The sequence below is a fragment of the Aeromonas allosaccharophila genome (assembly GCF_016026615.1).
Classification (GTDB): Bacteria; Pseudomonadota; Gammaproteobacteria; order Enterobacterales; family Aeromonadaceae; genus Aeromonas; species Aeromonas allosaccharophila.
Window position 1 is genome coordinate 1,025,162 of the sequence record NZ_CP065745.1, and the last position, 25,450, is coordinate 1,050,611.

The 25,450-nt window shown below is 59.4% G+C and carries 22 protein-coding genes and 1 pseudogene; 15 read left to right on the forward strand and 8 right to left on the reverse strand.

The genetic code is table 11. The annotated features are described in order from the left end of the window. The first annotated feature begins 155 nt into the window (after positions 1-155). On the forward strand, positions 156-1,619 hold the full coding sequence (locus I6G90_RS04510; RefSeq protein ID WP_197929924.1) for a chitinase: 1,464 nt from the start codon (positions 156-158) through the stop codon (positions 1,617-1,619). A gap of 58 nt (positions 1,620-1,677) precedes the next feature. Here I6G90_RS04510 and I6G90_RS04515 read toward each other — a convergent pair. After that, a pseudogene (locus I6G90_RS04515) lies at positions 1,678-3,016 on the reverse strand (IS4 family transposase). Positions 3,017-3,544: 528 nt separating this feature from the next. Between I6G90_RS04515 and I6G90_RS04520 the strand changes: the two are divergent. Together I6G90_RS04520 and I6G90_RS04525 are read left to right on the forward strand one after the other, a co-directional pair. Then, a complete protein-coding gene (locus I6G90_RS04520) occupies positions 3,545-3,988 on the forward strand; it encodes a GFA family protein (RefSeq protein ID WP_232254408.1) in 444 nt (147 codons plus the stop codon). Between the two features lie 46 nt (positions 3,989-4,034). Beyond that, positions 4,035-4,643 carry a histidine phosphatase family protein gene (locus tag I6G90_RS04525; protein WP_197929926.1) on the forward strand — a complete coding sequence of 203 codons (609 nt, stop codon included), beginning with the start codon at positions 4,035-4,037 and terminating at the stop codon, positions 4,641-4,643. Between the two features lie 132 nt (positions 4,644-4,775). On the opposite strand, the gene I6G90_RS04530 is transcribed toward I6G90_RS04525, so the two are convergent. Both I6G90_RS04530 and smrB read right to left on the reverse strand, forming a co-directional pair. Next, a complete protein-coding gene (locus tag I6G90_RS04530) occupies positions 4,776-6,071 on the reverse strand; it encodes a sensor domain-containing diguanylate cyclase (protein WP_197929928.1) in 1,296 nt (431 codons plus the stop codon). Between the two features lie 57 nt (positions 6,072-6,128). Continuing rightward, a complete protein-coding gene (smrB, locus tag I6G90_RS04535) occupies positions 6,129-6,653 on the reverse strand; it encodes an endonuclease SmrB (RefSeq protein ID WP_197929930.1) in 525 nt (174 codons plus the stop codon). Between the two features lie 82 nt (positions 6,654-6,735). On the opposite strand from smrB, the gene prmB reads away from it, so the two are divergent. Further along, a complete protein-coding gene (gene prmB, locus I6G90_RS04540; RefSeq protein WP_058051987.1) occupies positions 6,736-7,671 on the forward strand; it encodes a 50S ribosomal protein L3 N(5)-glutamine methyltransferase in 936 nt (311 codons plus the stop codon). Between the two features lie 12 nt (positions 7,672-7,683). After that, positions 7,684-8,772 carry a chorismate synthase gene (aroC, locus tag I6G90_RS04545; protein WP_021230156.1) on the forward strand — a complete coding sequence of 363 codons (1,089 nt, stop codon included), beginning with the start codon at positions 7,684-7,686 and terminating at the stop codon, positions 8,770-8,772. A 112-nt stretch (positions 8,773-8,884) separates the two neighbouring features. Here aroC and I6G90_RS04550 read toward each other — a convergent pair whose 3' ends face one another. After that, positions 8,885-9,715, reverse strand: a complete 831-nt coding sequence (locus I6G90_RS04550; RefSeq protein WP_197929933.1) for a substrate-binding periplasmic protein — start codon at positions 9,713-9,715, stop codon at positions 8,885-8,887. 355 nt (positions 9,716-10,070) lie between these two features. On the opposite strand from I6G90_RS04550, the gene I6G90_RS04555 reads away from it, so the two are divergent. Next, the gene (locus tag I6G90_RS04555; protein ID WP_042657388.1) at positions 10,071-11,474 is read left to right on the forward strand and encodes a DEAD/DEAH box helicase; all 1,404 of its coding nucleotides are present in this window, start codon (positions 10,071-10,073) and stop codon (positions 11,472-11,474) included. Positions 11,475-11,597: 123 nt separating this feature from the next. On the opposite strand, the gene I6G90_RS04560 is transcribed toward I6G90_RS04555, so the two are convergent. The 3 genes from I6G90_RS04560 to cra form a co-directional block, all read right to left on the reverse strand. Then, positions 11,598-11,984 carry an MAPEG family protein gene (locus tag I6G90_RS04560; RefSeq protein ID WP_197929935.1) on the reverse strand — a complete coding sequence of 129 codons (387 nt, stop codon included), beginning with the start codon at positions 11,982-11,984 and terminating at the stop codon, positions 11,598-11,600. A gap of 214 nt (positions 11,985-12,198) precedes the next feature. Next, positions 12,199-13,392 carry an aromatic amino acid transport family protein gene (locus I6G90_RS04565; protein ID WP_139408576.1) on the reverse strand — a complete coding sequence of 398 codons (1,194 nt, stop codon included), beginning with the start codon at positions 13,390-13,392 and terminating at the stop codon, positions 12,199-12,201. 568 nt (positions 13,393-13,960) lie between these two features. After that, on the reverse strand, positions 13,961-14,947 hold the full coding sequence (gene cra / locus I6G90_RS04570; RefSeq protein ID WP_197929937.1) for a catabolite repressor/activator: 987 nt from the start codon (positions 14,945-14,947) through the stop codon (positions 13,961-13,963). Positions 14,948-15,243: 296 nt separating this feature from the next. Between cra and fruB the strand changes: the two genes are divergently transcribed. The 4 genes from fruB (at position 15,244) to I6G90_RS04590 (ending at position 19,807) form a co-directional block, all read left to right on the forward strand. Further along, positions 15,244-16,344 carry a fused PTS fructose transporter subunit IIA/HPr protein gene (fruB, locus tag I6G90_RS04575; protein WP_197929939.1) on the forward strand — a complete coding sequence of 367 codons (1,101 nt, stop codon included), beginning with the start codon at positions 15,244-15,246 and terminating at the stop codon, positions 16,342-16,344. Continuing rightward, entirely contained in the window at positions 16,344-17,333 is a 990-nt protein-coding gene (gene pfkB / locus I6G90_RS04580) for a 1-phosphofructokinase (RefSeq protein ID WP_197929941.1), read from the forward strand. Before fruB ends, pfkB begins: the two co-directional genes overlap by 1 nt. Continuing rightward, positions 17,330-19,054, forward strand: a complete 1,725-nt coding sequence (fruA, locus tag I6G90_RS04585; protein ID WP_197929942.1) for a PTS fructose transporter subunit IIBC — start codon at positions 17,330-17,332, stop codon at positions 19,052-19,054. Before pfkB ends, fruA begins: the two co-directional genes overlap by 4 nt. A gap of 177 nt (positions 19,055-19,231) precedes the next feature. Next, entirely contained in the window at positions 19,232-19,807 is a 576-nt protein-coding gene (locus tag I6G90_RS04590; protein ID WP_197929944.1) for a glucose-6-phosphate isomerase family protein, read from the forward strand. A gap of 32 nt (positions 19,808-19,839) precedes the next feature. On the opposite strand, the gene I6G90_RS04595 is transcribed toward I6G90_RS04590, so the two are convergent. Continuing rightward, on the reverse strand, positions 19,840-20,847 hold the full coding sequence (locus I6G90_RS04595; RefSeq protein ID WP_197929946.1) for a LacI family DNA-binding transcriptional regulator: 1,008 nt from the start codon (positions 20,845-20,847) through the stop codon (positions 19,840-19,842). 211 nt (positions 20,848-21,058) lie between these two features. Here I6G90_RS04595 and I6G90_RS04600 point away from each other — a divergent pair, with 211 nt between their 5' ends. Genes I6G90_RS04600 through I6G90_RS04620 form a run of 5 tightly spaced genes read left to right on the forward strand, consistent with a single transcriptional unit; the run spans position 21,059 to position 25,431 of the window. Further along, positions 21,059-22,825, forward strand: a complete 1,767-nt coding sequence (locus tag I6G90_RS04600) for a class I mannose-6-phosphate isomerase (RefSeq protein ID WP_197929948.1) — start codon at positions 21,059-21,061, stop codon at positions 22,823-22,825. Positions 22,826-22,831: 6 nt separating this feature from the next. Continuing rightward, positions 22,832-23,260 carry a PTS sugar transporter subunit IIA gene (locus I6G90_RS04605; RefSeq protein WP_197929949.1) on the forward strand — a complete coding sequence of 143 codons (429 nt, stop codon included), beginning with the start codon at positions 22,832-22,834 and terminating at the stop codon, positions 23,258-23,260. A 9-nt stretch (positions 23,261-23,269) separates the two neighbouring features. Continuing rightward, positions 23,270-23,764: a PTS system mannose/fructose/N-acetylgalactosamine-transporter subunit IIB gene (locus tag I6G90_RS04610; protein ID WP_197929950.1), complete on the forward strand. Its 495-nt coding sequence runs from the start codon at positions 23,270-23,272 to the stop codon at positions 23,762-23,764. A gap of 15 nt (positions 23,765-23,779) precedes the next feature. After that, entirely contained in the window at positions 23,780-24,583 is an 804-nt protein-coding gene (locus I6G90_RS04615) for a PTS mannose/fructose/sorbose/N-acetylgalactosamine transporter subunit IIC (protein ID WP_197929951.1), read from the forward strand. Next, the gene (locus I6G90_RS04620) at positions 24,583-25,431 is read left to right on the forward strand and encodes a PTS system mannose/fructose/sorbose family transporter subunit IID (protein WP_139694021.1); all 849 of its coding nucleotides are present in this window, start codon (positions 24,583-24,585) and stop codon (positions 25,429-25,431) included. Before I6G90_RS04615 ends, I6G90_RS04620 begins: the two co-directional genes overlap by 1 nt. The last annotated feature ends 19 nt before the right edge of the window (positions 25,432-25,450 follow it).

Sequence of the window (25,450 nt, forward strand, 5' to 3'; positions counted from 1 at the left end):
TTGTCGTTTGAGTTCTTTTTCTTCGTTTCAGCTGCCCTGAATATCACAAGGTGAAATGGCTCACAAATTCTGCCTGTTTCTTAATTATCATCGTGAATTTAGTTGTTGGAACACCTACTCTTGGAGCGCGTTATTTCCAAACAAGGACGGTAAATATGTTCAAACCCAAGCGTTGCGCCTGGCTGATCGCCGCTGCCTGCGCATTGCCAAGCTATGTCGCAATGAGTGCAGCCATGAATATTCAACCCGATCCGCAAAATGCGGGGGGATATGTGATTGCGGCACCGGATCTGGCCGCCATGGAAAAAGCCAAGACGGCCAATCCCATGTATGCAATATGGGCCAAGGCATTGGCCACCCGGTCAAATAAAATAGTCGATGCCATTGAACCGGGTCTGGCAAGCAATCCTGACAACGTAAAACGGGTTGAACGGGTATTTCCCCAATCTGAATGGGAATATTTAACCCAGATGGCGGCGCCGGAATATACCTATGTCCGCTTCTTGCGGGCCATCGGTAAATTCCCTGCGTTCTGCGGCGAATATACCGACGGGCGTGATGCCGATGTCATTTGTAAAAAATCCATTGTGACGGCCTTTGCCCACTTCTCTCAGGAGACCGGCGGCCATATCGCCAAGGAGAACGTCTCCGATAACCCGCTGGGGTTGGAAGAGTGGCAGCAGGCGCTGGTGCATGTGCGGGAGATGGGCTGGTCAGAGGGGCAGACCGGTTACACCACCGGCTGTGGTCAGAACGACTGGCAGAACAAGAAGTGGCCCTGCAGCACCGGTCAGGGGTACTTCGGCCGCGGCGCCAAGCAGCTCTCCTACCACTTCAACTACGGCGCCTTCTCCGAAGCGATGTTTGACGGCGATGCCTCCGTGCTGCTCAACAACCCGGGGCTGGTGGCGGACTCCTGGCTCAACCTCGCTTCGGCCATCTGGTTCTTCCTCACCCCGCAGGCCCCGAAACCGGCCATGCTGCACGTGATTGATCGCACCTGGGTACCTTCCAAACGGGAAGCTGACGCCGGTATCGGCTATGGCTTTGGCACCACCATCAACGTCATCAACGGCGGTATCGAGTGTGGCGAACAGAACAAGGACAAGGGGCAGCCGGTCAATCGCATCCGTTACTGGGAAGGGCTGGCCAATCACTACCAGATCCCGATCAAGGCGGATGAGAAGAATACCTGCTGGCAGCAGACTCCTTATGGCAGCCTCAATCTCAACGGCGCCACCGACGTGCTCTACACCAACTGGGATGGCAACTGGAAATACTATCCGGATCGACCGGGTGGTTACTCCTTTGAGTGCGAGCTGGTGGGCTTCCAGACCGCTTATTCCGCGCTGGTACCGGGTGATTACGAGAAGTGCGTGACCAACTTCTACGGCTCCCACGCGAACTGGCCGAAAGTGCGGATCGTCGCCAAGCTCGATCCCGCCCCGATCGATCCGGTTGACCCGCCCGTTGATGGTCAGCCAGCCTGGGAGGCCAGCAAGGTCTATACCGCTGGCAGCAAGGTGAGCTACAAGGGCGCCGTCTATCAGGCCAAATGGTGGACGCAGGGGGATGATCCCGCCAAAGGTGGCCCCTGGGCGTTGGTGACAACCAAATAAAGAGATAGTCCATTGACTGATCGATAAGGAGAGGGGGCTTGGCCCTAATGCCAGTCAGTTAAGCCTGACTGGCATTGTTTTTATTGGCTTTTTTCACACTATACCTCTGTGGCCTTGGCTTCACGCAGCGGGGGTAACTTCGCTCCCTTCGTGCCAGCAGCACAAACTGCCCCGCCTGTTTCTCCAGGTCAGCTACCCGCTTCGGGATAGTCCCCGCTGACAGGTAGGGCATGCAGCTCAGTTCATGGATAAGATAGATCGACGCCATGTGAAAACTCAGCTGGCTCGCCGTGTATCCCTTCAGGCTCGCCGTCATCTTCACCATCTGGCTGCGCAGCAGGTTGTACGCCAGCAGCACGCCCCACAGCTCTTGCCGTATCCCCGTCGCCTTCTTGCTACGCAGGGTCAGTCGATGTTGTTGCAGGCTGTGCTTCATCTCCCGATAGCCCAACTCGATTTCCCAGCGATGGCTGTAGAGTTCAGCGATGTCAGTCCCCGGGAAGCGCATCGGGTCGACCATCGAGGTTAACACTTGGCGCTCCTTGCCGTTGATGTTGCGAGTCAGCAAGCGGGCTTCCACCGTATCCGGCAGTTGTGGCCACTTCTTGCGTGCCTGTGGACTGGTCGTCAGGCGCACCAGCACATCCTGGCGCCCCAGCTTGCGTACCACCTCGTATTGCGTGCCCTTTTTGAGCGGCAGCAGCCAGTGCCGCTCGCTACCCGCAGTTTGCCAGGCATGTAGCAGACCGAGGGAGTAAAACCCCTTGTCGAACAGGGTCAGCGAGTGGTCCGGCGTGCGCGCGACAAGCTGTTCGGCCAGCACCATCTCGTTGACGGCGCAGCTCTCCATGACAGCCTGAACAAGCAGGTGACTGGTCAGCTCCATCTGGCAGAGCATGCGTACCTGCGGATAGGCTGTCTCGCCATGCTGGGTGCCGGGCTTGGCAAACGCGGCGGTATTGTCCAGGGTATCGGGCGTGCGCCACATCACGCCATCGACGGCGAGCAGTTGCAGCCCGGCCCAGCCGGGGTGATTGGCCTGCTGGTGCCAGAGCGAGGCTGTCTCGTGAAACAACCGCTCGATGCTCTTGTCCCCGAGCTTTTGGCGGGCTTGCAGGAAGGCGCTGGGGGCAACAAAGGGACGGTCACCGGGCAACAGGATATCGAGCTGATTGACCAGCTGGATCATGGGGACATGGCGGAACATGGCGGAACATGGCCATGCCGATGATGGCCCAGACCAGGCGCTCCATGGGCATGCGGCGACGGCGCAGGGTCACGACATCCTCTTCGGCGAGCAGAGTTGTGATGAGCTCGGGGGAAATGAGGTCGGAGAGTGACTCAAACTGAGCGGGATTGCTGGCGTGGAGGAAGTCGAGAGCCTGTACGATACGCATAAAAAATCCGAAACCAATCAACAGGTTTCGGATTTTTACACATCAGGAGGATCGGTCAATGGATCCTTAACTGATCGGCATTAGGGCTTGGCCCCCTTTTTAGATATTTTGACTGTGGGGGATAATATGCTGCCGCTATTGAAACGAGCTCCATTAATGTGGCGGGGTTGCTGTGGTGTAGCGGTACTTATCAACCATCTTTACTTTTCTTGTTTAAATTGACGTAAAACGGGGCGTGTCAAATTTTATTGATGGGCAATAGTTAAGTCTCAGTTTGATTCTTGCCGCCTGATGAACTCCGAGAGTTATTGTGTTATTTTTTGCTAAACGATCTGTTCGAAGAGTGCACCCATGACGCCATTCTTCTCATACTTTATGATTAAGGTGTTTATTCTTCTCATCTATCAATCCATCGCATCGCCTTGCTTGCAATGTTTTTAACAGAAACTGATCTGAAAAATGTTCGGTGTAAATATGCTATGTATCCATTTATTTACGGAGGCAAGTGCGTAGTTCGGCAGATGTTTTTTGACTGCCAGCGAAGTAATCTTGAGTGATTGCAAAATAATCGATGAGGGAAGCGATATGGAGGGTGGTTGTCATTGCGGAGCTATCCGCTACAAGGTGCTGACGGTACCTTTTGCTGCTGATTTCTGCCACTGTCGGGATTGCCAGCGCACAACAGGGGCACCTGTCGGCGCCTGGATGGATTTTCGGGTAGCACAAGTGCGGTGGCTGTGTGGTAAACCGACCGAGTATGCGTCCTCGGAGACTATTCGCCGCGGCTTTTGCGCAAAGTGTGGCTCTACTCTCAGCTATTGCAGTACCCAATATCCCGAATACCTTACTCTGGCCATCACGTCTCTTGATAATCCTGAGGCGATCACGCCGACCTATCACATTTATACCTGCAGCCAGATGCCCTGGTTGCCGATCCAGGATGATTATCCCCGTTATCCGAAAGGGAAATAGCTTGCGGCTTAACCAGTAAGCAGATAGCAGGAAAGAGGAGTGCACCATGGAACTGGTGGTGATCCGCCACGCAGAGACGCAGGCCAATGCCGAGGGGCGTTATCAGGGGGCGCTGGATATCGGGCTCAATGACGATGGCGTGCGCCAGATCTCCCGCTTGGCTGAGGAAGTCGCAGTGGCTCTGCCGCCGTTCGATCGGCTGCTGGCCTCACCCTTGCTGCGAACAAGAGAGTGCGCGGCCATCTTGTCTCGCCAGTTGCGATTGCCTGTTGAGCTTGCGCCAGCCTTTCGTGAGCGGGATGTCGGCCTGTTTGAAGGGCTGACGCAGGCAGAGGCGAGGGCGCGATATCCCGAACTGTGGGCGCGTAATATCACCCGGCGCTGGATGGAAGCACCTCCCGGTGGTGAAACCCTGGACGAGGTAATTGCCCGGATCTCGCAGGGATTAACGGCACTGGCTTCGACCACTGAGGGGGAGCGAGTATTGCTGGTAGCGCACGGCGTGGTCGCCAAGGTGATCCGCGCCGTAACGATTGCCGGTTTTGATGACTTCTTCGAGTGGCAATTGCCCAACGGTGGCATGCTGTCGGTGAGGCTCTCTCTGGCTGATGGTGGCCCACTGCGCTTTAGCCGTCCCCTTGATGGTTGTGATTGAAGAGTGCACCAAAAGCAGGACGAAAAAAGCAGCGCTACCGAAGAGGGTTGCGCTGCTTTTTGTGTTTGTTGCGGTTGGTTATCTCTGAAGGCACTGGTTAGCAGTGTCAGTTCAGGGCAGGGGCGTGCGCCATCAGATCGGCTCCGGCTCCTCTTTGCGGCAGCAGTTGCGCCCCTGTTTCTTGGCCATATAGAGGGCGGTGTCGGCTCGTCTAACCATCTTCTCTACAGTGTCATGGTTGCCCTTGCTGGCGCTGATCCCGATGCTGATGGTCAATGAGACCTCAAGCGCTCCGGAAAGCGCATGGCGGGCCGATTCCACCGCCAGTCTGATCCGCTCGGCGCTGGCCCAGGCCAGCTCCAGCGAGGTCTCCGGCAGCAGCACGATAAACTCCTCGCCGCCCCAGCGCCCCAGCATGTCTACCTCGCGCAGCTGCTTGCCGATCCGGTTGACCAGGCTCAGGATCGCCTGATCCCCCTGCTGGTGGCCAAAGGTGTCGTTGACCTCCTTGAAGTGATCGATGTCGATCAGAAGCAGGCTCATGGTGTGGCCAAAACGCTGGCAGCGCTGCATCTCGGCGTTGACCAGCTCATCGAAGCGACGCCGGTTGGCAATGCCGGTCAGGGGATCCGTGGTGGCGGCTACCTTTAGCTCCTCCACCAGTCGCGCCCGCTCGGAGATGTCGCGCAGGATGGCGGTCATCTCGGTGGTCTGGCCCAGATTGATCTTGGCGATGGTCACCTCCAGCGGAAATTCGCTGCCATCACGGCGCAACCCCACCACGGAGGCGCGGGCATGCATGGGGCGCGAATTGATGGGGGAGTTGCTGAAAGCCTTGAAGTAGCTGTCGTGGTTGGCGCGAAAGCGCTGTGGCAGCAGGGTTTCCAGCCGCTTGCCAAGATAGCTCTCGTCGATGCCGAACATCTCGCAGGCGGCGGTGTTGATAAGCTCGATCCGCGATTCGCTGCTGACGCTGATGATGCCGTCATAGGCAGAGTTGACGACTGCTTCAAAGCGGCGGCGACTGGTCTTGAGCGCCTCTTCCAGCTGCTTCTTGGCGGTGATGTCGATGGCGGTGACGATGATCCGGTTGATCCGTGCCTGTTCGGGAATGATGGGGGAGAGCACAAAGCGCCACCAGCTGGTGCGAGACAGGCTGTCGATGGGGAGCTCGCTCTCCACCCCGGTCTGCTGGCTCACGCATTCGTGCATTGGCTGCTCGATACTGCTGGTGATGTAACGGGGAAACATTTCGTTCAGCCGTTTGCCAATGCAGCCAAGCACCTCGATCTCGAAGGACTTGGCGAAGGTATCGTTAGCTGATATCAGGACAAAATGGTCATCCTTGTCGAGGCTGAATACCGCCACGGCAGCGCCGATAGCGTCGAGGGATGACTTTATGTCGGCATGGGAACCTTGTGTAAACATGCGACCTCCACGGCGAATAACATATTGATATCCAGTATAGTGTGGTCGTTTGGCTAACTACTCTTCGATATCCAGCAACACCAGAATGGCGCTGTCGCCGCCCCATTCGCGGGGAGCCTGATGGAAGGCGCGCACATTGGGGTGCTGGGCCAGCCAGCTGGGAATGCGCTGCTTGAGAATATGTTTGCCGATGCCGTGCATCACCGAGGCGACGTGAATGTTCTCTTTTTGGCAGAGGGTGAGCAGGGCTGCCAGCTCCTGTTTTGCCTGCTGCTGGTTCATGCCATGCAGATCGAGATAGATCTCCGGCGGATAAATGCCCCGCTTGAGCTTTTTCAGCTCAAATTTTGACACATCTTCCCGCACGTAACGGGTCGGCCCATCGTCGTCGAGATAGGGTTGATACTCATCGCTGAAATAGTGGTCAACCCCAAGCTTTTCGCGGGTTTCGCGCAATTCGCGTTTCTGCTTGACCGGGCGTAACTCGGCCCTTATGGTATCTTGCTTGATTTTCCGGGTACCTTTTATCGCATCGCGGAACAGCAGGGTTTCCTCGTCTGTCGGTGAGGGCGTTTTTTTCATCGGATGCTCATTTATTAGGTATGCGTCTTGCCCGCTACATAAGTTGGGCTCGGGCCGGATATTACTCGACTTGGAGGTGGATTTGGACAAGATATTTATCGATGAGGTGGTTGCCGAGATGCACACCATCCAGGACATGTTGCGTTGGGCCATGAGTCGTTTCAACGACGCCGGGATTTTTTACGGTCATGGAACCGACAACGCCTGGGATGAAGCTGTGCAGCTGGTACTGCCCGCGTTACATCTGCCACCGGATGTAGACCCGGCCATGCGCCACTCCCGTCTCACCAGCAGCGAGCGTCACCGTATTGCCGAGCTGATTATCCGCCGCGTACAGGAGCGGGTACCTGCCGCCTACCTGACCAACAAGGCCTGGTATGCCGGTTGGGAGTTCTACGTGGACGAGCGGGTGCTCATTCCCCGTTCCCCGATTGCCGAGATGGTGGCCAACCGTTTCGCGCCGTTCCTCAAACATGAACCGACCCGGATCATGGACCTGTGCACCGGCTCCGGCTGTATCGCCATCATCATGGCTCACGAGTTCCCGGAAGCGGAAGTGGATGCCATCGACATCAGCGTCGATGCGCTGAACGTGGCCGAGCGCAATATCAACGATCACGGGCTGGAGCAGCAGGTCATTCCGATCCGCTCTGATCTGTTCCGCGATCTGCCGGCGGGTGACAAGTACGATCTCATCGTCTCCAACCCGCCCTATGTGGACTCCGAAGACATGTCGGATCTGCCGGATGAATTCCGTCACGAGCCCGAGCTGGCGCTGGCGTCCGGCTCCGACGGCCTCAAGCTGACCAAGCGTCTGCTGGCTCATGCGGCCGACTTCCTCAAGGATAACGGTGTGCTGGTGGTCGAAGTGGGCAATAGCATGATCCATCTGGAAGCCCAGTTCCCCGAGATCCCCTTTACCTGGGTTGAATTCGAAAACGGCGGACACGGTGTCTTTGTGATGACCCGTGACGAGCTGGTGCAGTATCAGGATCATTTCGCCATCTACAAGAACTAAGCAGGAGCGCGCATGGCAGGGAACAGTTTTGGTCAACTCTTTCGGGTCACCACCTTTGGCGAGAGCCACGGCCTGGCGCTGGGGGCCGTGGTCGATGGCTGTCCGCCGGGGCTGGAGATAAGCGAAGCGGATCTGCAGGGAGACTTGGATCGGCGCAAGCCGGGCACCTCCCGCTACACCACGCCGCGCCGTGAGCCGGACGAGGTGAAGATCCTCTCCGGGGTGTTCGAGGGCAAGACCACCGGCACCTCCATCGGGCTGCTTATCGAAAATACCGATCAGCGCTCCAAGGATTACTCCGACATCAAGGATCTGTTCCGGCCGGGTCACGCTGACTACACCTATCACCAGAAGTATGGTCAGCGCGACTATCGCGGCGGCGGTCGCTCCTCGGCGCGCGAGACCGCGATGCGGGTGGCGGCAGGTGCCATTGCCAAGAAGTACCTGAAACAGGTGCATGGCATCGAGATCACCGGTTTTCTCTCCCAGCTCGGCCCCATCAAGGCCGAGGCGTTCGACGCGGCGCAGATTGAGCAGAATCCCTTCTTCTTCCCCGATGCGGGCAAGCTGGAAGAACTGGATCAATACATGCGCGACCTGAAAAAAGAGGGCAACAGCATCGGTGCCAAGGTGCAAGTCATTGCTCGCAATGTGCCGGTGGGCCTGGGTGAGCCGGTGTTTGACCGCCTCGACGCCGACATTGCTCACGCCATGATGGGCATCAATGCGGTGAAAGGGGTGGAGATCGGCGACGGCTTCGCGGTGGTGGAGCAAAAAGGCTCCGAGCATCGCGACGAGATGACCCCGGCGGGCTTTGCCAGCAACCATGCAGGCGGCATTCTGGGGGGGATCTCTTCCGGTCAGGATATCGTGGTCAGCATGGCGCTCAAGCCCACTTCCAGCATCACTGTGCCGGGCAAGACCATCAATACCGAAGGCGAGGCTATCGAGATGATCACCAAAGGTCGCCACGATCCTTGTGTCGGCATCCGCGCAGTGCCTATCGCCGAAGCCATGCTGGCGCTGGTGTTGATGGATCACCTGCTGCGCCATCGCGCCCAGAATCAGGGGGTGTTGACCCATACCCCGCAACTGCGCTGATCGGCGCTGCTGCCTATCGACTGATCTCTCCTGCTCGGAGATCAGGTTCGGTAACCAACACAAAGGCGACCTCATGGTCGCCTTTGCTATTTCCGGGGGGCGGCTTATTCCGTCAATGTTCGCTGATGGTGCGAGTCAGCAGATCTGCGGCCCCCGGATCGGCATTGAGGCGACAGTTGGGGGGCGAGAACTTGCCATGGGTTTTGGGCAAGGCGTGGATCGCCTCGTTGATCTTGAGGAGCTGCGCGTCGCTCACGCTGTTTTTGGCAAACATCAGGCTGACCGGCTGGTGGTGCAGCAACAGCTGGCAGCTGATAAACCCTTCGGCCCCCAGTTGGGCCAGCCGATAGCGGGCATATTGCCACTCCATGATGATGCCATCGAGGCGGCGGGCCAGCAGCAGATCGATCATTCGCTCATCGGCGTTGTACTCGGTCGCCTCCTTGAGGGCGGGGCACTCCTCCATCTGCTGGATGGGGCGAGTGCCGCGCAGCTTGCCAAGCTTGAGCCCCTTGCTGTGGCAAAGTTCGGGCAGGGTATCAAGCTTTGCCCAGCGATCCTGATGGCCTGGGATAGGGTCATTGCTCAGCAGCACATACGCGCTCTGGCGGTAGGGGGCCGAGAAGCGGGCGTACTGTTGGCGCTCCGGCAGCGGCAGGGCGGCCATCGCCACATCCAGCTGATCGTGCTCCACCAGATGGAGCGCTCGTGCCCAGGGGATCTCGCGAAACCTGGGGGTGAAGCCTGCCCGGGTGAGGATCTGGCGGGTCAGGCTGACATCCAGCCCGTCCAGCTCGCCCCGGTTGTCGATCTGACTGAAAGGGGGCCAGTGGCTCCAGGCCACGGTCAGGGTCTGGTCGGCCTGCAACGCAGGGGAGAGCAGCATAAGCAGCAGGCCGATCCGAATGGACCATCTGCTGCGGATAGCATATCGCGTGGTCATAGCCAAACCTCGTTATCCCGTTCTTCTATCATGTGTCCTGTCTCCCGCATGTCCGGGCCGGAGCTGCGGAGACAGATATTATGTTGGCAGTTAATAGTGTGGTGCGTGCGCCAGCGGTCAATGGGATTATTCGGGCAGCAGCAGGGGGCTTTTCTGTTCGTGCTGGGAGGAACATCACATTTTTCTCGTTTATCCCGGGCAACTCCGTTAGACTGCGCCTCTATTCTTTCCCCTTTGCTCTGCTCCCCGGGGAAATCGTTGTTTTCTCAATAGGCCCAGATCTTGTGAGATGGCATCGGCTCAGCAGAGGAGCCCCACCACAAATCCCCGGCGCCACTATCCCTAGCAGGTAACTATGAGTTTTACTTCCCTCGGTCTGGCCGAACCCTTGTTGCGTGCCGTTGCCGAACAAGGCTACGACACCCCGTCTCCCATTCAGCAGCAAGCGATCCCCGCCGTTCTGGCTGGCCGCGATCTGATGGCGGCGGCCCAAACAGGGACCGGCAAGACCGCAGGCTTTACCCTGCCGATGCTGCAACGTCTGATGGAGAGCAAGCGCAAGGTTTCTCCGAACCGCATTCGTGCGCTGGTGCTGACCCCGACTCGCGAGCTGGCCGCCCAGGTGGGCGAGAGCGTGCGTAACTACGGCAAACACCTGCCGATGCGCAGCCACGTCGTGTTTGGCGGCGTCAGCATCAATCCGCAGATGATGGCGACTCGCCGTGGTCTGGACGTGCTGGTGGCCTGTCCCGGCCGCCTGATGGACCTCTACAACCAGAATGCCGTCAAGTTTGACGAAGTGGAGATCCTGGTACTGGACGAAGCGGACCGCATGCTCGACATGGGCTTTATCCGCGACATCCGCAAGATCCTGGCTCTGATGCCGAAGAAGCGCCAGAACCTGCTGTTCTCCGCTACTTTCGCCGATGAGATCCGCGAACTGGCCACCGGTCTGCTGGATAACCCGGCGGTGATTGAAGTCGCCCCGCGCAACAGCACCGCCGAGCGTATCGAGCAGCTGGTTCACCCGTGCGACAAGGCCAACAAGATCGGCCTGCTGAGCCATCTGGTCACCAGCAACAACTGGCAGCAGGTACTGGTGTTCACCCGTACCAAGCACATGGCCAACCGCGTTGCCGAGACCCTCGACAAGAACGGCGTCAGCGCCGCCGCCATCCACGGCAACAAGAGCCAGGGTGCCCGTACTCGCGCACTGGCCGGTTTCAAGGATGGTAGCGTCAAGGTGCTGGTGGCGACCGATATCGCCGCCCGTGGTCTGGACATCGACAAGTTGCCGCAAGTGGTCAACTTCGAGCTGCCCAACGTGGCGGAAGATTACGTGCACCGTATCGGCCGTACCGGTCGTGCCGGTGCTGCCGGTCACGCCATCTCTCTGGTTGCTGCCGATGAAGGGAAGCTTATCAAGGCGATCGAGCGTCTGACCAAGCAGAACATTCCGTGCGAGCAGGTGGCTGGTTTTGAAGCCTCCCGCGAGACCCTGGACAACATCGCTCGTGGTATCGGCGCGCCGCTGCGCAAAGAGCCTCGTGATCCGAGCGAGCAGCGCCGCACCCCGCCGCGCCCGCAAGGTCAAGGCCAGCGTCAGGGTGCCGGTCGTTCTGCATCTAATGGCAATGCAGGTGGCGCGCGTACCGGTAACGGTGGCAAGCCCAAGCCGCAAGGTGGTCAGCGTCCGGCTGATGGTGCTGGCAAACCGGCTCAGGCCCGTCGCCCCCGTCGCGCTACCCACAACCAGTAAGCGGCTCGGGAGTTTGGCTCCCCAGCTTTACGGTTGACTGAAAAAGCCCTGCCAATCTGGCAGGGCTTTTCTATTTCCTGTAGACAGGGTTTTGGTGGGACAGCGTAGCCTGCCGGCAAAACGTCAGGGGAGCAGCGCCGTGATCAGGATATGGGCCGCGCTCATCAGGATCACCGCGAAGGTCAGCCCCATTCCTGCGACTCGATAACGGAAGTTCTCCGGCGTGCGACTCATGCCAAAGGCGTGACAGACGCGACCAAGCAACAGGGCACTTCCCAGCAAATGGACCAGCCAGGGGGTCTGGCTGCTGGCTTCGACAAAATAGATCAGCAGCAGGGCGAGGGGGACATACTCGGCAAAATTGGCATGCACCCGCATGGCCCGCAGCATGGCGGGATCATCGCCATGCCCCAGTGCTACCTTGCGGCTATGGCGAGTGCGAATGGTGCGGATGCTCAGCAACACAAACAGCAGAGCAAGCAGGGCCGCGTAAACAGGCAGTATGGTCATGGTATCTGGCTCCCGGTGTGATGATGTCGAGTCGCCAGTGACTTGATTGATATTGCATGGCGTCTCAATGGCTTGCCTCTGAGGGTAGCAGTCATCTGTACCAGATTGACCCGCCATATCGTGATGTTGCGAACGTTATGCCGACCCCAAATAGAAAAAAACCCGCCAATCTGATTGGCGGGGCTTTTTCATTTGTATGAGAGGAGCTGGATGATTACAGCGCGGGCAGCATTCCGAGGCTGACGCTGATCTGTACGCCGACAATCAGCACACCCATGGCGGCGGCTAGTCCCAGCGCCACTACGCCACCCGGGGCGCGGTAGTGGTGGGCAGGTGCTTGTTTGCGGCTCTGCCATACCAGCGCCACCGGCAACAGTACCGCGAGGATTGCCAGCGCAATGGCGGCGTAGCCGAGCGCCATGATAAAGCCCTGCGGGAAGTAGAGGGCAAACAACAGGGGCGGCACAAAGGTGATCAGGCCAGTCTGGCTGCGGCCCTGCCAGTTATCCTTGCGATGGGTCGCCTTGGCCATAAAGTCGAACAGCCCCAGCGTCACCCCGAGGAAGGAGGTGGCGAGCGCCAGATCGGCAAACAGGTGCATCGCCTGATTAAACGCAGGCCAGCTTACCAGCTTGCCGACGTTGGCCAGCAGGCTGTCCAGCGCGCCACCGGTTTGCAGCAGGGCTTGCTGGCCGAGCAGACCGAGGATCGCCACCTGCCACAGCACGTAGAGGATCAGCGGCAGGGCAGAGCCCCAGACAAAGACCCGGCGCAGCTGCTTGGGGCAGTCACCGAGGTAGAGCATGACGCTCGGAATGGAGCCGTGAAAGCCGAACGAGGTGAAGATGACCGGCAGGCCCGCCAGCAACAGGCCCTGACCCAGCGGCATCGAGAGCAGATGTTGCCCTTCGGCGCGGGGCAGCAGCAGTGCCAGCACCGCTACCATGATCACCAGTTTCACGGTGAACATCAGCCGATTGAGGTAATCCACCGAGCGGGTACCGACGCAAACCATGCCGCCAAACAACAGGGTAAAGGCCCAGGCAGCCTGCTCCTGGGTCAGGGTCATGCCTGCATCGGCCAGCGCCTGTGCCAGCAGGCTGCTGCCGCCGCTGATGTAGGCGGAAGCCAGTGAGTAGAACAACATCAGGATACAGAAGGAGGCGATGCGCTTGCCCCAGGGGCCGAGCAGATGATCCGCCAGCTGGTGCAGGTACCACTTGCCGGTGTTGAGGCTCGCCTCTACTTGCAGCATGGCAGTGAAGGCCATCAGGGCCCAGAGGCCGACCATCAGCATCAGGGTGGCGGGGCCGCCGAGGGAAGAGGAAGCCAGCGGCAGGGCCAGCATGCCGGCGCCTATAGTGGTGCCGGCGATCAACAGGGTACAACCCAGGGTTTTGGTATTCATGTTATCCATCCGAACGTAGCGGTGTCAGTGCAAACAGGTGGTGTCAGCAGTGACGTCAATAAGAGGGGTCAATTGGCGTTATCAGCAGGCGCCTCCGGGGATAAGGCCGGAGGCTAGCAATATCGGAACGGGAACATCTGTACCTAAAACCTGTCACCTGTAAAAGATGGTTGCCACGTTAGCGGATCAAAATAGCAGAGACAACCCCTTTTATACGGATCTTGTGCTGGCTTGTGGCAATAAGTGGAAATAAATGATGACAGTGGTGGCTAATTGCAGAAAAAAGCACCGAAAAAACGACTGACAAGGGGGCTTATACATACAGACAAGCCAAGTGGCAGCAGCACAGATAGGGGAGCGGGGAGGGCCTTGTATTGATGTTGGCGTGGCGTTGAGGGGCAAAAGGGGTGTGGAGACCGGTTGTTTAGTCGGTCAGGCATGCAGAGAAAGCAAAGCGTGCGGGCAGGGTTGTGGAGAGAAACAATAAGGCTGCCGATGCTGGCAGCCTTATTGTCATCTGTTCTCTTTACCCACCCATTGCCAGCAAACCGGGTCTGCTGCGGTTTGGTTAGCGGCGGCGCTTGAGGGTACGGCTCACATAGTGCAGTCCGCTCTGGTATTCGCCATTGACCGCCTTGAGTGCCAGCTCCAGCGCCTGGCTCGCCAGTGCATCGTGCTGCTGGGGCAGGGAGTTGATGCCAAAGGGGAGAAAATCGAGCAGCCGATCATCGCCGAAGGTGGCCATGGCGAGCTGGCTCATATCGGTCTCTTGTTCCAACAGGTAGTCGAGTACCCCCTCCATCAGGATATAGGAGGTAGTGATCAGTGCTTCGGGCAGCTGACCCAGTTGCTGGTGCAGATCTTTGAGCAGGCGATACCCCTCTAGGCGGGAGAAGTGATCTCCCTCGCACAGGTGGCGAGCCGCGCTGTGACTGGCGACCGCCTGCTCGAAACCGGCTTTGCGCTCCTGGCTGATCGTGAGCGCTGGCAACGCGGTGATCAAGGCGATATGGCGCAGGGTCGGGGTAAGCAGGGAGCTGGTGAGATCGAAGCTCGCCTTCTCATTTTCACTGGCGACGGTGACGAACTGGTCGGCGGCCATGGCCCGGTCGATGGCGAGGATCTGGCTGCCTTGTACCTGCAATTTGCCGTAGAAGGGGTCGTCCGGCGGCAGACAGCTGGCTACCAGCAGGGCGTCCACATGGCGGCTCACCAGCATCTGGGCCAACTCTTTTTCGGTGGCGGGATCATCTTCCGAGCAGACGATAAGCAGCTGATAACCCTGCGCCCGCGCCCCCTGTTCCAGCCGTTTTGCCAGCTTGGCGTAACTGGCGTTCTCAAGGTCGGGCAGAATAAAGCCCAGAGTCTTGGTCTGGCCGCCACGCAGGGAGGCGGCGCGGCTGTCCGGCTGGTAGTTGTGGGCGGTGACCACCGCCATCACCTTGTCACGGGTAGCCTGGCTGATGCGGTATTGGTCGGCCTTGCCGTTGATCACATAGCTTGCCGTGGTGCGCGAGACACCGGCGAGGGCGGCGATTTCATCCAGTTTCATCATATTGGCTCTGTTTGAGTTGCAAGGCCCACGGTCACTGCCGGGTGAGGGCACCGAAAAGTGTGCGCGGGATCATATCATTGAAAAGCACTCTTTGTGGGTACTTGATCAATTCGCTGAAACGATTCAGTCTGAGTGTAAGTGAAACGATTCAGCCTGTCAGCAACGAAGAGACCCAGTGGCCTGAAAATCAGGCACCGATCACAGACAACAGCGATCGGGTCTATTGTCAGCTGGCGAGTTACTCGAATGTTCAATTGTGATCTACCGGCACGGCCGGAACCTGATGGAGAGTCTCTATGTTGAAGTTGGCGCGAGAGCAGATCTTGCTGGGGCAGACAGCGGTGACCAAGTCGGACGCCATTGCCCTGCTGGCAGGCAAACTGACCGAAGCCGGTCTGGTGGAAGCGGGCTATGTGGATGGGATGCTGGCCCGCGAGGCGCAACACGCCACCTACCTTGGCAGCGGCATCGCCATTCCCCACGGCACCACCGACACCCGCCATCTGGTGAAGAGCACCGGCGTCATGGTGGCCCAGTTCCCCAACGGTATCGAGTGGGATGAGGGGCAGATTGCCTATGTCGCCATCGGGATTGCCGCCAAGTCCGATGAGCATCTGGGCATTTTGCGCCAGCTCACCCATGTGCTGGGTGACGAGCAGGCGGCCGCGCAATTGAGAGAGGCTACCGATACCGACACCATCATCAACATCCTGACCGGTGCCACTGCCGCCAAAGAGGTGCAATACCTGACTCTGGCTGACTTCCCGGCCGATGATCGCGACCAGCTGCTGCTGGGAGCGGCCGCGCGCGCCAAGTCAGCTGGCTGGGGCGATGCCGCCATGGTGACGGCGCTGCTGGCAAGCGATCCCGCCTATCTGGGCGAGGGAGTCTGGCTGGCCCGTGCGCAAGCTGCCCAGACAGGTTGGGTGCTGGCAACGCCGAGCAGTGAACTGCGCGGTGGTGATCTGCCGGTCAGCGCCATGCTGCTGCTGTGTGCCGCAGATAGCAGCCATCTGCCGCAACTGGATAATCTGGCCAAACTGGCAGCGGCCGGCCAACTCGCTACGCTGGCAGGCAACGAGGGTCTGGCTATGCTGCAAGCGGGCCCCGCGAGCGGTCTCAGTGAAACCTTCACCATCATCAACCCCCACGGCCTGCATGCCCGTCCGGGCGCCATGCTGGTCAAGGTAGCCAAAGAGTTTGAATCGGACATCCGGGTTGCCAATCTGGATGGCAGCGGCGAGGCAGTCTCTGCCAAGAGTTTGATGAAAGTGATCGGCCTTGGCGTCAAGTGCGGGCATCGTCTGGCGTTTCGCGCCGAAGGAGCGGATGCCGAAGCGGCCCTCAAGGGGATCGGTGAGGCCATCGCTGCCGGTCTGGGCGAGGGGGCGCATTGATGAAGATTGTCACCATTACCCTCAACCCTGCGCTCGATCTCACCACCCGTCTCGAGGCGATGAGCCTGGGCGAGGTGAATCTGGTGAGCGAGGCCAACCTGCGAGCGGCGGGCAAGGGGATCAATGTCGCCATGGTGCTCAAGGATCTGGGCCGCGACGTGGGCGTCACCGGCTGGCTGGGCGCAGACAATGAGCAGAGCTTTGTCTCCCTGTTTGCAGAGCGTGCGCTGGATGATCACTTTGTCCGTGTCGCGGGCAGCACCCGCATCAACGTCAAGATCTCCGAGCAGTCCGGTCGGGTCACCGATCTCAACCTGCCGGGGCTCACTATCCATGAAGGGGAAGTGAGCGCCCTTGAGCAGGCCATCGACGAGCTGGCAGCGCAGGCGGAGTGGTTCGTGCTGGCGGGCAGCCTGCCCAAAGGGGTGGCCCCCGATTACTGCGCCCAACTTATTCGCCTGCTCAAGGCCAAGGGCAAGCAGGTGATCTTCGATTGCAGCGGCGCGGCCTTAAGCGAAGGGATCAAGGCGGCGCCGACCCTGGTCAAACCCAATCTGGAAGAGCTTGAGCAGTGGGCCGGCCGCCCGATCAAAACCTTAAATGAGCAGGCCGAGTGTGCCCGCGCGCTGCAGGCCAGCGGCATCCCCAACGTGGTGATCTCCAACGGTGCGGATGGTCTGATCTGGTTTGCCCCGGATGCCGTCTGGCAGGCGATTCCGCCGCGGATGCAGGTGGTCAGCACGGTCGGTGCTGGCGACTCGCTGGTCGCCGGTCTCGCCCATGGTCTCAGCCTTGGCTGGGCGCCGGAGCAGACTCTGCGGCTGGCCACCGCCGTCTCGGCCTTGGCGGTCAGTCAGGTGGCGGTCGGTTTTAGCGATATCAGTGTGCTCAACCCCTTACTTGAACAGGTGCGCGTACAGCCTCTGGATGAGCTGGCACCGGTTCAATGCAATACCCCCTCAATGGAAAACTCAGGAGATGCCCAATGAAAGCAATCTTGGTTACGGCTTGCCCGGCGGGCATTGCTACCAGCTTTCTCGCTGCAAAACGGATAGAACAGCAGGCTAAACTGGCTGGCTGGGAACTCACCCTCGACGTCGGCTCCAGCGTACAGCCCCGCCAGGTACCGGACAAGGCGCAGATTGCCGCAGCCGACCTGGTGCTGGTTGTCGCCAGCGCCCCGGTGGATCTCGCCGCCTATGATGGCAAACGGGTCTATCAGGGTAGCATGGATCTCGCACTGCAAGATCCGGCTGCCTTGCTGGAAGCCGCAACCAGCGGTGCCAGCGTCTATCGTCATCAAGCCGCGCCCGCAGCAGCTAAACCCGCCGCCGCTGGCAAGCGTATCGTGGCGGTGACTGCCTGCCCGACCGGTGTGGCCCACACCTTTATGTCGGCTGAAGCGCTGGAGACCATGGCCAAGCAGCTGGGTTACCAGATCCGCGTCGAGACTCAAGGCTCGGTCGGTGCCCAGAATGCCCTGACTGCCGAGGAGATTGCATCCGCCGATCTGGTGTTCCTCGCCACCGACATCGAGGTGGACATGGCCCGTTTCGACGGCAAGCCGGTCTATCGCACCAGCACAGGCGCAGCGCTCAAGAAAACCCGTGCCGAGCTCGACAAGGCCTGGAACGAGGCGAAAACCTATCGCCACAGTGGCGCCAGCCAGCCCAAGAAAGAGGAAAAAGCAGGCCCCTACAAGCACCTGTTGACCGGCGTCTCCTTCATGCTGCCGATGGTAGTGGCGGGCGGTCTCATCATCGCGCTCTCGTTCGTATTCGGTATTGAAGCGTTCAAGGTGGAAGGCACTCTGGCCGCGGCTCTGATGAAGATCGGTGGCGGCTCCGCCTTTGCCCTGATGATCCCGGTGCTGGCCGGTTACATTGCCTACTCCATCGCTGACCGTCCGGGTCTCGCTCCCGGCATGATCGGCGGCATGCTGGCAAGCTCGCTGGGCGCCGGTTTCCTTGGCGGCATCGTGGCCGGTTTCCTGGCCGGTTACAGCGCCAAGTACCTGAGCGACAAGGTGCGCCTGCCGGTGACCCTGGAAGCGCTCAAGCCCATCCTGATCATTCCGCTCTTTGCCAGCCTGTTTACCGGCCTGGTGATGATCTACGTGGTGGGTGGTCCGGTGGCCGGCATCATGAATGCCATGACCACCTTCCTCAACAACATGGGATCCGCCAACGCCGTGCTGCTGGGTGTCATCATCGGCGCCATGATGTGCTTCGACATGGGTGGCCCGGTCAACAAGGCGGCTTACGCCTTCGGGGTCGGCCTGCTGGCCTCCAAAACTTACGCCCCGATGGCTGCCGTGATGGCCGCCGGTATGGTGCCGGCACTGGGGATGGGGATCGCCACCTTCCTGGCCCGCACCAAGTTCATCAAGGCGGAGCAGGAAGCGGGCAAGGCCTCCTTCGTGCTGGGTCTGTGCTTCATCTCCGAGGGGGCCATTCCGTTTGCCGCCAAGGATCCGATGCGGGTCATCCCGGCCTGCATGGTGGGTGGCGCCCTGACCGGTGCGCTCTCCATGCTGTTTGGTTGCGAGCTGATGGCGCCCCACGGCGGTCTGTTTGTGCTGTTCATCCCGCACGCCATCAGCAACGTCATGATGTATATCGTGGCGATTGCGGCAGGCTCGCTGCTGACCGGCGTCTCCTACGCCATGCTCAAACGCGGTGAAGAGCAGGCCAAACTGGCCACGACATAAGCTTTGCCACCCGGCAACACGTCATAACCAAGAGCGGCCTGCGGGCCGCTTTTTTATTGCCGGATAAAGGGAAGAGTGCAAGCGTTGTTTTGCTTGTGGTTAATGGATTAACCCTCTAGCGTGAGGTGACTGGGGCGCACCTGCGCCCGCCGATAACCCAATACCCAGGAGCAGATGATGACGCCCATGATCCCCCCCATTCTCGATTTTGCGACCGGCAAACTCGGTTGTGCCGAGCTGGTTGAGAAGAGCACCACCCTGGCTGACTTGCAGGGGCTTTTTGCCGACCCGCGCGCCGAGGCCGCGCTCTCGCCTGATACCCCGCTCTATCGGGTTGCCATGCTGCCCGGCAATGGTGGCGAGGGGGATCTCAACATGGGGGTGACCTATCTGGAGGCTGGCCAGGTCGGGCAGGAGTTTTTCATGACCCGCGGTCATATCCATGCTCGCGCTGAGCAGGCCGAATACTACTTCGGGTTGTGCGGAAGGGGGCTATTGCTGTTGCAGGATATGGCCGGTGTTTGCCGGTTGGAGCAGGTCTTTGCCGGCAGCATTCACCATATCCCTGGCTACGTAGCCCATCGACTCGTCAACACCGGTGAAACGCAGCTCTCGGCGCTGGCGGTCTGGCCTGCCATTGCCGGTCATGATTACCGGTTGATGGCAGAGCGGGGGTTTGGCCTGCGGGTGGTCGCAGGGAAGGAAGGGGAACCTTGTGTTGTGAGCAGCGAGGTGAGTGTCTCAATCACCTAACCATCAGCCTGCATGGGTCGTGAGCGACCCCGTTAGCGGCTGCCGCAAGATTGGCGCACCACCAGAGTAGGGGGCAGAATGATGCTCTTGGCCGGCTCGTCGTTGCCGGCCATTCGCTCAAGCAGCAGCTCGCCCGCCTTGCGGCCGATCTCCCGCGCCGCCACCGAGACGGTGGTGAGCGCCGGTTCGACCAGCGCTGTCTCCGGCAGATCGTCAAAGCCCACCAGTGCAAAGTTCTGGCCGATGAGCCGCCCCTGCTTGCGCAGCGCCAGCATGACACCGAGCGCCACCACGTCCTGATAGCAGACCGCCGCCGTCACCTCGGGGTGCTGCTCCAGCAGCGCCGTCGTGGCGCGGGTGCCTTCTACCCGGCTGGCGCCGCAGCTGATGATCCACTCCGGTTTGGCCGTGATACCGTGTTCGAGCAGCTTGCTCATATAGCCACCGAGGCGCTGGGAGCGGCTGATGGAGGTGGGGGAGCCCCCGACAAAGGCGATATGACGGTGGCCGAGTTTCAGCAGGTGCTCGGTCGCCAGCTGACAGCCCAGAAAGTTGTCGGTGCCGACAAAGTCGATCGCTACATCCGGCACCGGTCGCACCACCAGAATGGTGGGCATATGGCGACGTTGCAGGCTCTCGAAAAAGCTGTGGGGCGTAGGCTGGGCAGCGCAGATCACCATGCCGGCGGCGCTGTTGCGTTGCAGCGAATCCATAAACTGCTGTTGCCTTGCCGCCGACTCCTCGCTGTTGGCGAGAAACAGCATCAGGTCGTGGTGTTCCATCTCCCGGCTCAGGCCCGCTGTCATCTCTGCATAGAAGGGGTTGGTAATGTCGTGCAGCAACAGGCCAACCTGATTGCTGCTCTTGTTGCGCAGGTTGGCGGCAGTCTGGTTGTAAACATAGCCGAGCTCGTCGATGGCCTTGAGTACCCGCTGGCGAGTGTGGTCGGAAATGCGTCCCTTGTTGCGCAGGGTCATGGAGACGGTGGCGGTGGAAACGCCCAAGTGGCGGGCAATATCTGCAACAGTCACATTGCTCATGGTGTGGGTCCAGTCATGATCGTGCCATCAAGATATATCGATTAACCTATATTTCGCTTGAGAGAAGGTTGCAAGTGAGTGGTTGATCACGAATTTCACCGCCCATGCCGATGATATATCCCAATTTTTGAGGTTAATCGTGTTTATCAGGTTGTGGTTAACGGGTTAATCGATTTATCTCTTTCGTAGGTGTCAACGAGAGAGCAAGCCAATGATTCATTCGAGTTACGTTTCCAACTACGACAAATATCCAGAAGTGACCGTTGTTGGATATGAGCGGGCCGCCTGTGCGGGATGGGATGAGATTGCCCATCAGTTGCAAGCCAAAGTGAACGGGCAAGACAAGGCGAAAGTGGTGCTGGTGATCGACTGCTACCACGGCGTGGATCAGGTTGAGCTGCGCACTCATCTGCTGGAGGAACTTGGGCCCCACACGCTCATCGATGTGGAACAGGCACGTTTGCCCGAGCCCACCGTGCTGGAGATGCTTGAACGCTTCATCACCGACGATCGGGTTTTTGGCGTGATGGCCCCCCACAAGATGGTGGAGTTTTTTGACCCGGCGGCGTTAGCCCACCTGCAACGGCAGGTCGCAGAGATCACCAAGGGGCTGGTGGTGGTGATGGGCAGCGGCGCCTCCCTGGTGACGAAAGGGGATGTGCGGGTCTACGCCGACCTGGCCCGTTGGGAGATCCAGCAGCGTCTGCGCCGTAAAGAGATTGGCAACTGGGGTGCGGATAACACGGATGAGGACATTCTGCGTCGCTACAAACGCGCCTTCTTTATCGAGTGGCGGGTGTTTGATCGTCACAAAGTGGCGCAATTACCGGCCATCGACTTCTTGCTCGATACCAATATCAAGGGCAAGCCGACACTGGTGACCGGGGAGGCACTGCATGCCGCACTGCATCAGGCGGCACGTCAGCCGTTTCGGGTAGTGCCCTTCTTTGATCCTGGGGTGTGGGGTGGTCAGTGGATGAAACGGGTGTGCGATCTCGACCCGGCGCCCGTCAACTATGCCTGGTGTTTTGACTGTGTGCCTGAGGAGAACAGCCTCTATCTCCGGTTTGGTTCGGTCCGGGTCGAGATCCCTTCGCAAAACCTAGTGCTCTGTGAGCCCAGGCCGCTGCTGGGTGAGCAGGTTCACGCCCGTTTTGGCGCCGAGTTCCCCATCCGCTTCGATTTCCTCGATACGGTAGAGGGGCAGCACCTCAGTCTGCAGGTGCATCCGCTGATCGAATACATCCAGCAGGAGTTCGGCATGCACTATACCCAGGACGAGAGCTACTACCTGCTTGATGCCAAGCCGAACTCATGTGTATACCTCGGCACCCGCAACGGTATCGACCCGCAGGAGATGCTGGCGGATCTGGCCGCCGCCCAGCGCGGTGAGAAGCCTTTCGACGACGAGCGCTTCATCAACCGCTTCCCGGCTCGCAAGCACGACCACTTCCTGATCCCGGCCGGAACCGTCCACTGTTCGGGAGAGGGGGCCATGGTGCTCGAGATCAGTGCCACCCCCTACATCTTCACCTTCAAGCTGTGGGACTGGGGCCGGGTCGGGCTCGACGGCATCCCGCGCCCCATCCATCTGGAACACGGCAGCAAGGTGATCCAGTGGGATCGGGATACCGACTGGACCGAGCGAAATCTGGTCAATTGTATTGAGCCGATCGCCGAAGGGGAAGGGTGGCGTGAGGAGCGCACCGGTCTGCACGAGCGGGAATTTATCGAGACCCGTCGCCACTGGTTCAGCGTGCCGGTAGAGCACGATACCGGCGGCACCGTGCAGGTGCTTAACCTGATAGAGGGTCGAGAGGCAACGGTCGAGAGTCCGGACAACGCATTCGCCCCCTTCGTGGTGCACTACGCCGAGACTTTTATCGTGCCAGCGTCGGTGGGCCGTTATCGCATCCGCCCGAGTGGTGAGAGTGCAGGGCAGACCATTGCCACTATCAAAGCCTTTGTGAGGGGGTAACCGGAGATGCTGAGGATACTTATCGCAACCCATGGTTCACTGGCGCCGGCCCTGCTGGCCAGCGCCAATATGGTCTACGGAGAGATGCCTGCCGTGGCGACCGTCTCTCTCACTGAAGAGGGGGGGATCGAGGCCTTTCGTGCCGAGTTTGAACAGACCTTGCGCCAACACGGCGCAGGGGCTGACGGGGTGTTGGTGCTTTGCGATATGGAGTGTGGCACCCCTTATAACGTGGCATGCCGCTGCGCGTTCGACTCCGCTTGGCCGCAGCCGGTCGCCGTCGTAACCGGAGTCAACTTCCCCATGCTGCTGATGAGCGCCGACTGGCTGGCGGCAACGGACGTGCACGAGGCTGCCCGCCAACTGCTGGCACAGGCACTGGAATCCATGGTGATCGCAGCCCCGGCGGCGCACCAGCAAGATGACAACTTCTAGGAGAGCGAGATGGCGATTTCATTTGTACGCATTGACGATCGGGTGATCCATGGCCAGCTGGTGACGCGCTGGGCCAGAGAGCTGCCCTGTGACGGCATCGTCGCGATCGATGATGAGGTGGCGGCCGATCCGCTGCTCTCTCAGGTGATGACGGGGGCAGTATCGGATACCAAGGTGTGGCTGTTTGATGTGGCGACTGCCATTGCCAAGTTGCCCAAGGTGATTGCCAGTGACAAGCGCTACTTCGTGATTGGCAAATCGCCGGTCACCCTGCAGCGGCTCTGCGCCGCCGGGATCTCCCTTGATAATCTCAACGGCAAAATCAACGTCGGCCCCATGAGTGCCAGAGAGTGCACCACGACCATAGGGCCCAATCAATCGGTGACCGCGCAGGAGATCGCGGCCTTTGATTACCTGACAACTCTGGGTCATGAAATCGATTTTCGATTGGTACCGGATGCCAGTCACTACAGCTGGGCAGATGCCCAGAAAAAGCTGAAATAAGGGGAGGAGGGCATCATGTTTCTTGAAGCAACACTCATCGGGATACTCTGTTATCTCGGTGCACTCAGCAGCCCCTGGCTGCTGGGCTTGACCGGTGGCTGGTACACCATTACCCGTCCGTTGGTATCCGGCATGCTGGTCGGTGCCATTCTGGGGGATATTCAGACCGGAATCCTGATTGGGGTGGCGGTGCAGGCGGTCTATATCGCCATGGTGACGCCGGGCGGTTCCATGCCGGCGGATCTCAACTTCGTCGCCTTTCCGGCCATTGCGCTGGGCATCATGTCGGGCAAGGAGCCGTCGGTTGCAGTGGCGATTGCCGCCACCATCGGCATCGCCGGTACCATCCTCTTTAACTTCATGATGGTGTTCAACTCCTACTGGAATCACAGGGCTGATGTGGCGCTGGAGCAGGGCGATGAACAGGGGGTTTACCTCAACAGCGCCATCTTCCCTCAGGCCAGCAACTTTGTGCTGCGCTTTGTGCCGACCTTCATTGCCGTCTATTTCGGCAACCAGTATATCGAAGAGTTCATGAACAGCCTGCCGGAGCTGGTGATCCGTACCATGATGGTGGTGGGCGGCATTCTGCCTGCGGTCGGCATTGCCATCCTGCTCAAGCAGATCATCAAGCAGAACAGCATGCTGATCTACTTCCTGGTCGGTTTTGTCGGCATCGTCTTTCTCAAGCTCAACATGGTGGGGCTGGTGATGATTGGCGCACTGCTGGCACTCATTCACTACAGCTACAAACCCGAACCCAAGCAAGCGGTCGCCGCCCGCGGTGCCGTACCTGGCGATGACGAGGATGAATTCTGATGAACACAGAGCTGCAATCAGGGGAGCTGGCGGCCAACAAGCCGGTTGCTCTCACCTCACGGGATCTGCGCGCCTGCTGGCGTTCGTGGATGATGTACAACCTTTCGTCAATGAGCTTCGAACGACTCGAATCGTTCGGATTTTGCCTCGGCATGATGCCAGCGCTGAGAAAGCTCTATCCCGGCAAAGCGGAGCGAATGGAAGCGATGAAGCGCCATGCCTCCTTCTACAATACCGAGCCCCAGATTGGTGCGATTATCAACGGGTTGGCGGTCGGGCTTGAAGAGAAGCGGGCCAATGGCGAGAAGATCGACGGTGAGACCATCAACACCCTCAAGGTCGGTTTGATGGGTCCCATTGCTGGCATCGGTGATTCCATGATCCCCGGTATGCTGGTGCCCATTTTGCTCAGTATCGGTATGGCGCTGGCGGCAGGGGGGAGTGTGCTGGGGCCGCTGTTTTACATTATCAGCTTCAACGCGATCGCCATTACCGGCTCCTACATGTTGTTTATGAAGGGCTACAAGCTGGGGACTGGCTCGGTGGAATCTTTGGTCAGTTCCGAGTCGGCCAAGCTGCGCGAGGCGCTCTCCCTGCTTGGGGTCTTTGTGATGGGCGGTGTGGCGGCCAGCTATGTCAACCTCTCGACCGGACTCGATTTTGTCACCTCGGACGGGGTCAATATCCAGGTTCAGAGCATGCTGGATGGCATCTTCCCCAAACTGATGCCGCTGCTGGTGGTGCTGGGTACCTGGTATCTGATGGCCAAGCGCAACGTCTCGCCGGTCAAGGCGATGCTGGGGCTGCTGGTGCTGGCCTTTGTCGGGGTCGCCATCGGTCTGTTCTGATGGGGTCAAGGCCATAGGG

Excerpts from the sequence above, each read along its gene's own strand:
- I6G90_RS04510 (WP_197929924.1), top strand. The coding sequence starts at position 156 with ATGTTCAAACCCAAGCGTTGCGCCTGGCTGATCGCCGCTGCCTGCGCA.
- fruB (WP_197929939.1), top strand. The coding sequence starts at position 15,244 with ATGTTGAAGTTGGCGCGAGAGCAGATCTTGCTGGGGCAGACAGCGGTG.
- I6G90_RS04605 (WP_197929949.1), top strand. The coding sequence starts at position 22,832 with ATGCTGAGGATACTTATCGCAACCCATGGTTCACTGGCGCCGGCCCTG.
- I6G90_RS04565 (WP_139408576.1), bottom strand. The coding sequence starts at position 13,392 with ATGAATACCAAAACCCTGGGTTGTACCCTGTTGATCGCCGGCACCACT.
- I6G90_RS04600 (WP_197929948.1), top strand. The coding sequence starts at position 21,059 with ATGATTCATTCGAGTTACGTTTCCAACTACGACAAATATCCAGAAGTG.
- smrB (WP_197929930.1), bottom strand. The coding sequence starts at position 6,653 with ATGAAAAAAACGCCCTCACCGACAGACGAGGAAACCCTGCTGTTCCGC.
- aroC (WP_021230156.1), top strand. The coding sequence starts at position 7,684 with ATGGCAGGGAACAGTTTTGGTCAACTCTTTCGGGTCACCACCTTTGGC.
- pfkB (WP_197929941.1), top strand. The coding sequence starts at position 16,344 with ATGAAGATTGTCACCATTACCCTCAACCCTGCGCTCGATCTCACCACC.
- I6G90_RS04595 (WP_197929946.1), bottom strand. The coding sequence starts at position 20,847 with ATGAGCAATGTGACTGTTGCAGATATTGCCCGCCACTTGGGCGTTTCC.
- I6G90_RS04560 (WP_197929935.1), bottom strand. The coding sequence starts at position 11,984 with ATGACCATACTGCCTGTTTACGCGGCCCTGCTTGCTCTGCTGTTTGTG.
- I6G90_RS04590 (WP_197929944.1), top strand. The coding sequence starts at position 19,232 with ATGACGCCCATGATCCCCCCCATTCTCGATTTTGCGACCGGCAAACTC.
- cra (WP_197929937.1), bottom strand. The coding sequence starts at position 14,947 with ATGATGAAACTGGATGAAATCGCCGCCCTCGCCGGTGTCTCGCGCACC.
- I6G90_RS04615 (WP_197929951.1), top strand. The coding sequence starts at position 23,780 with ATGTTTCTTGAAGCAACACTCATCGGGATACTCTGTTATCTCGGTGCA.
- I6G90_RS04610 (WP_197929950.1), top strand. The coding sequence starts at position 23,270 with ATGGCGATTTCATTTGTACGCATTGACGATCGGGTGATCCATGGCCAG.
- I6G90_RS04530 (WP_197929928.1), bottom strand. The coding sequence starts at position 6,071 with ATGTTTACACAAGGTTCCCATGCCGACATAAAGTCATCCCTCGACGCT.
- fruA (WP_197929942.1), top strand. The coding sequence starts at position 17,330 with ATGAAAGCAATCTTGGTTACGGCTTGCCCGGCGGGCATTGCTACCAGC.
- I6G90_RS04620 (WP_139694021.1), top strand. The coding sequence starts at position 24,583 with ATGAACACAGAGCTGCAATCAGGGGAGCTGGCGGCCAACAAGCCGGTT.
- I6G90_RS04525 (WP_197929926.1), top strand. The coding sequence starts at position 4,035 with ATGGAACTGGTGGTGATCCGCCACGCAGAGACGCAGGCCAATGCCGAG.
- I6G90_RS04555 (WP_042657388.1), top strand. The coding sequence starts at position 10,071 with ATGAGTTTTACTTCCCTCGGTCTGGCCGAACCCTTGTTGCGTGCCGTT.
- I6G90_RS04550 (WP_197929933.1), bottom strand. The coding sequence starts at position 9,715 with ATGACCACGCGATATGCTATCCGCAGCAGATGGTCCATTCGGATCGGC.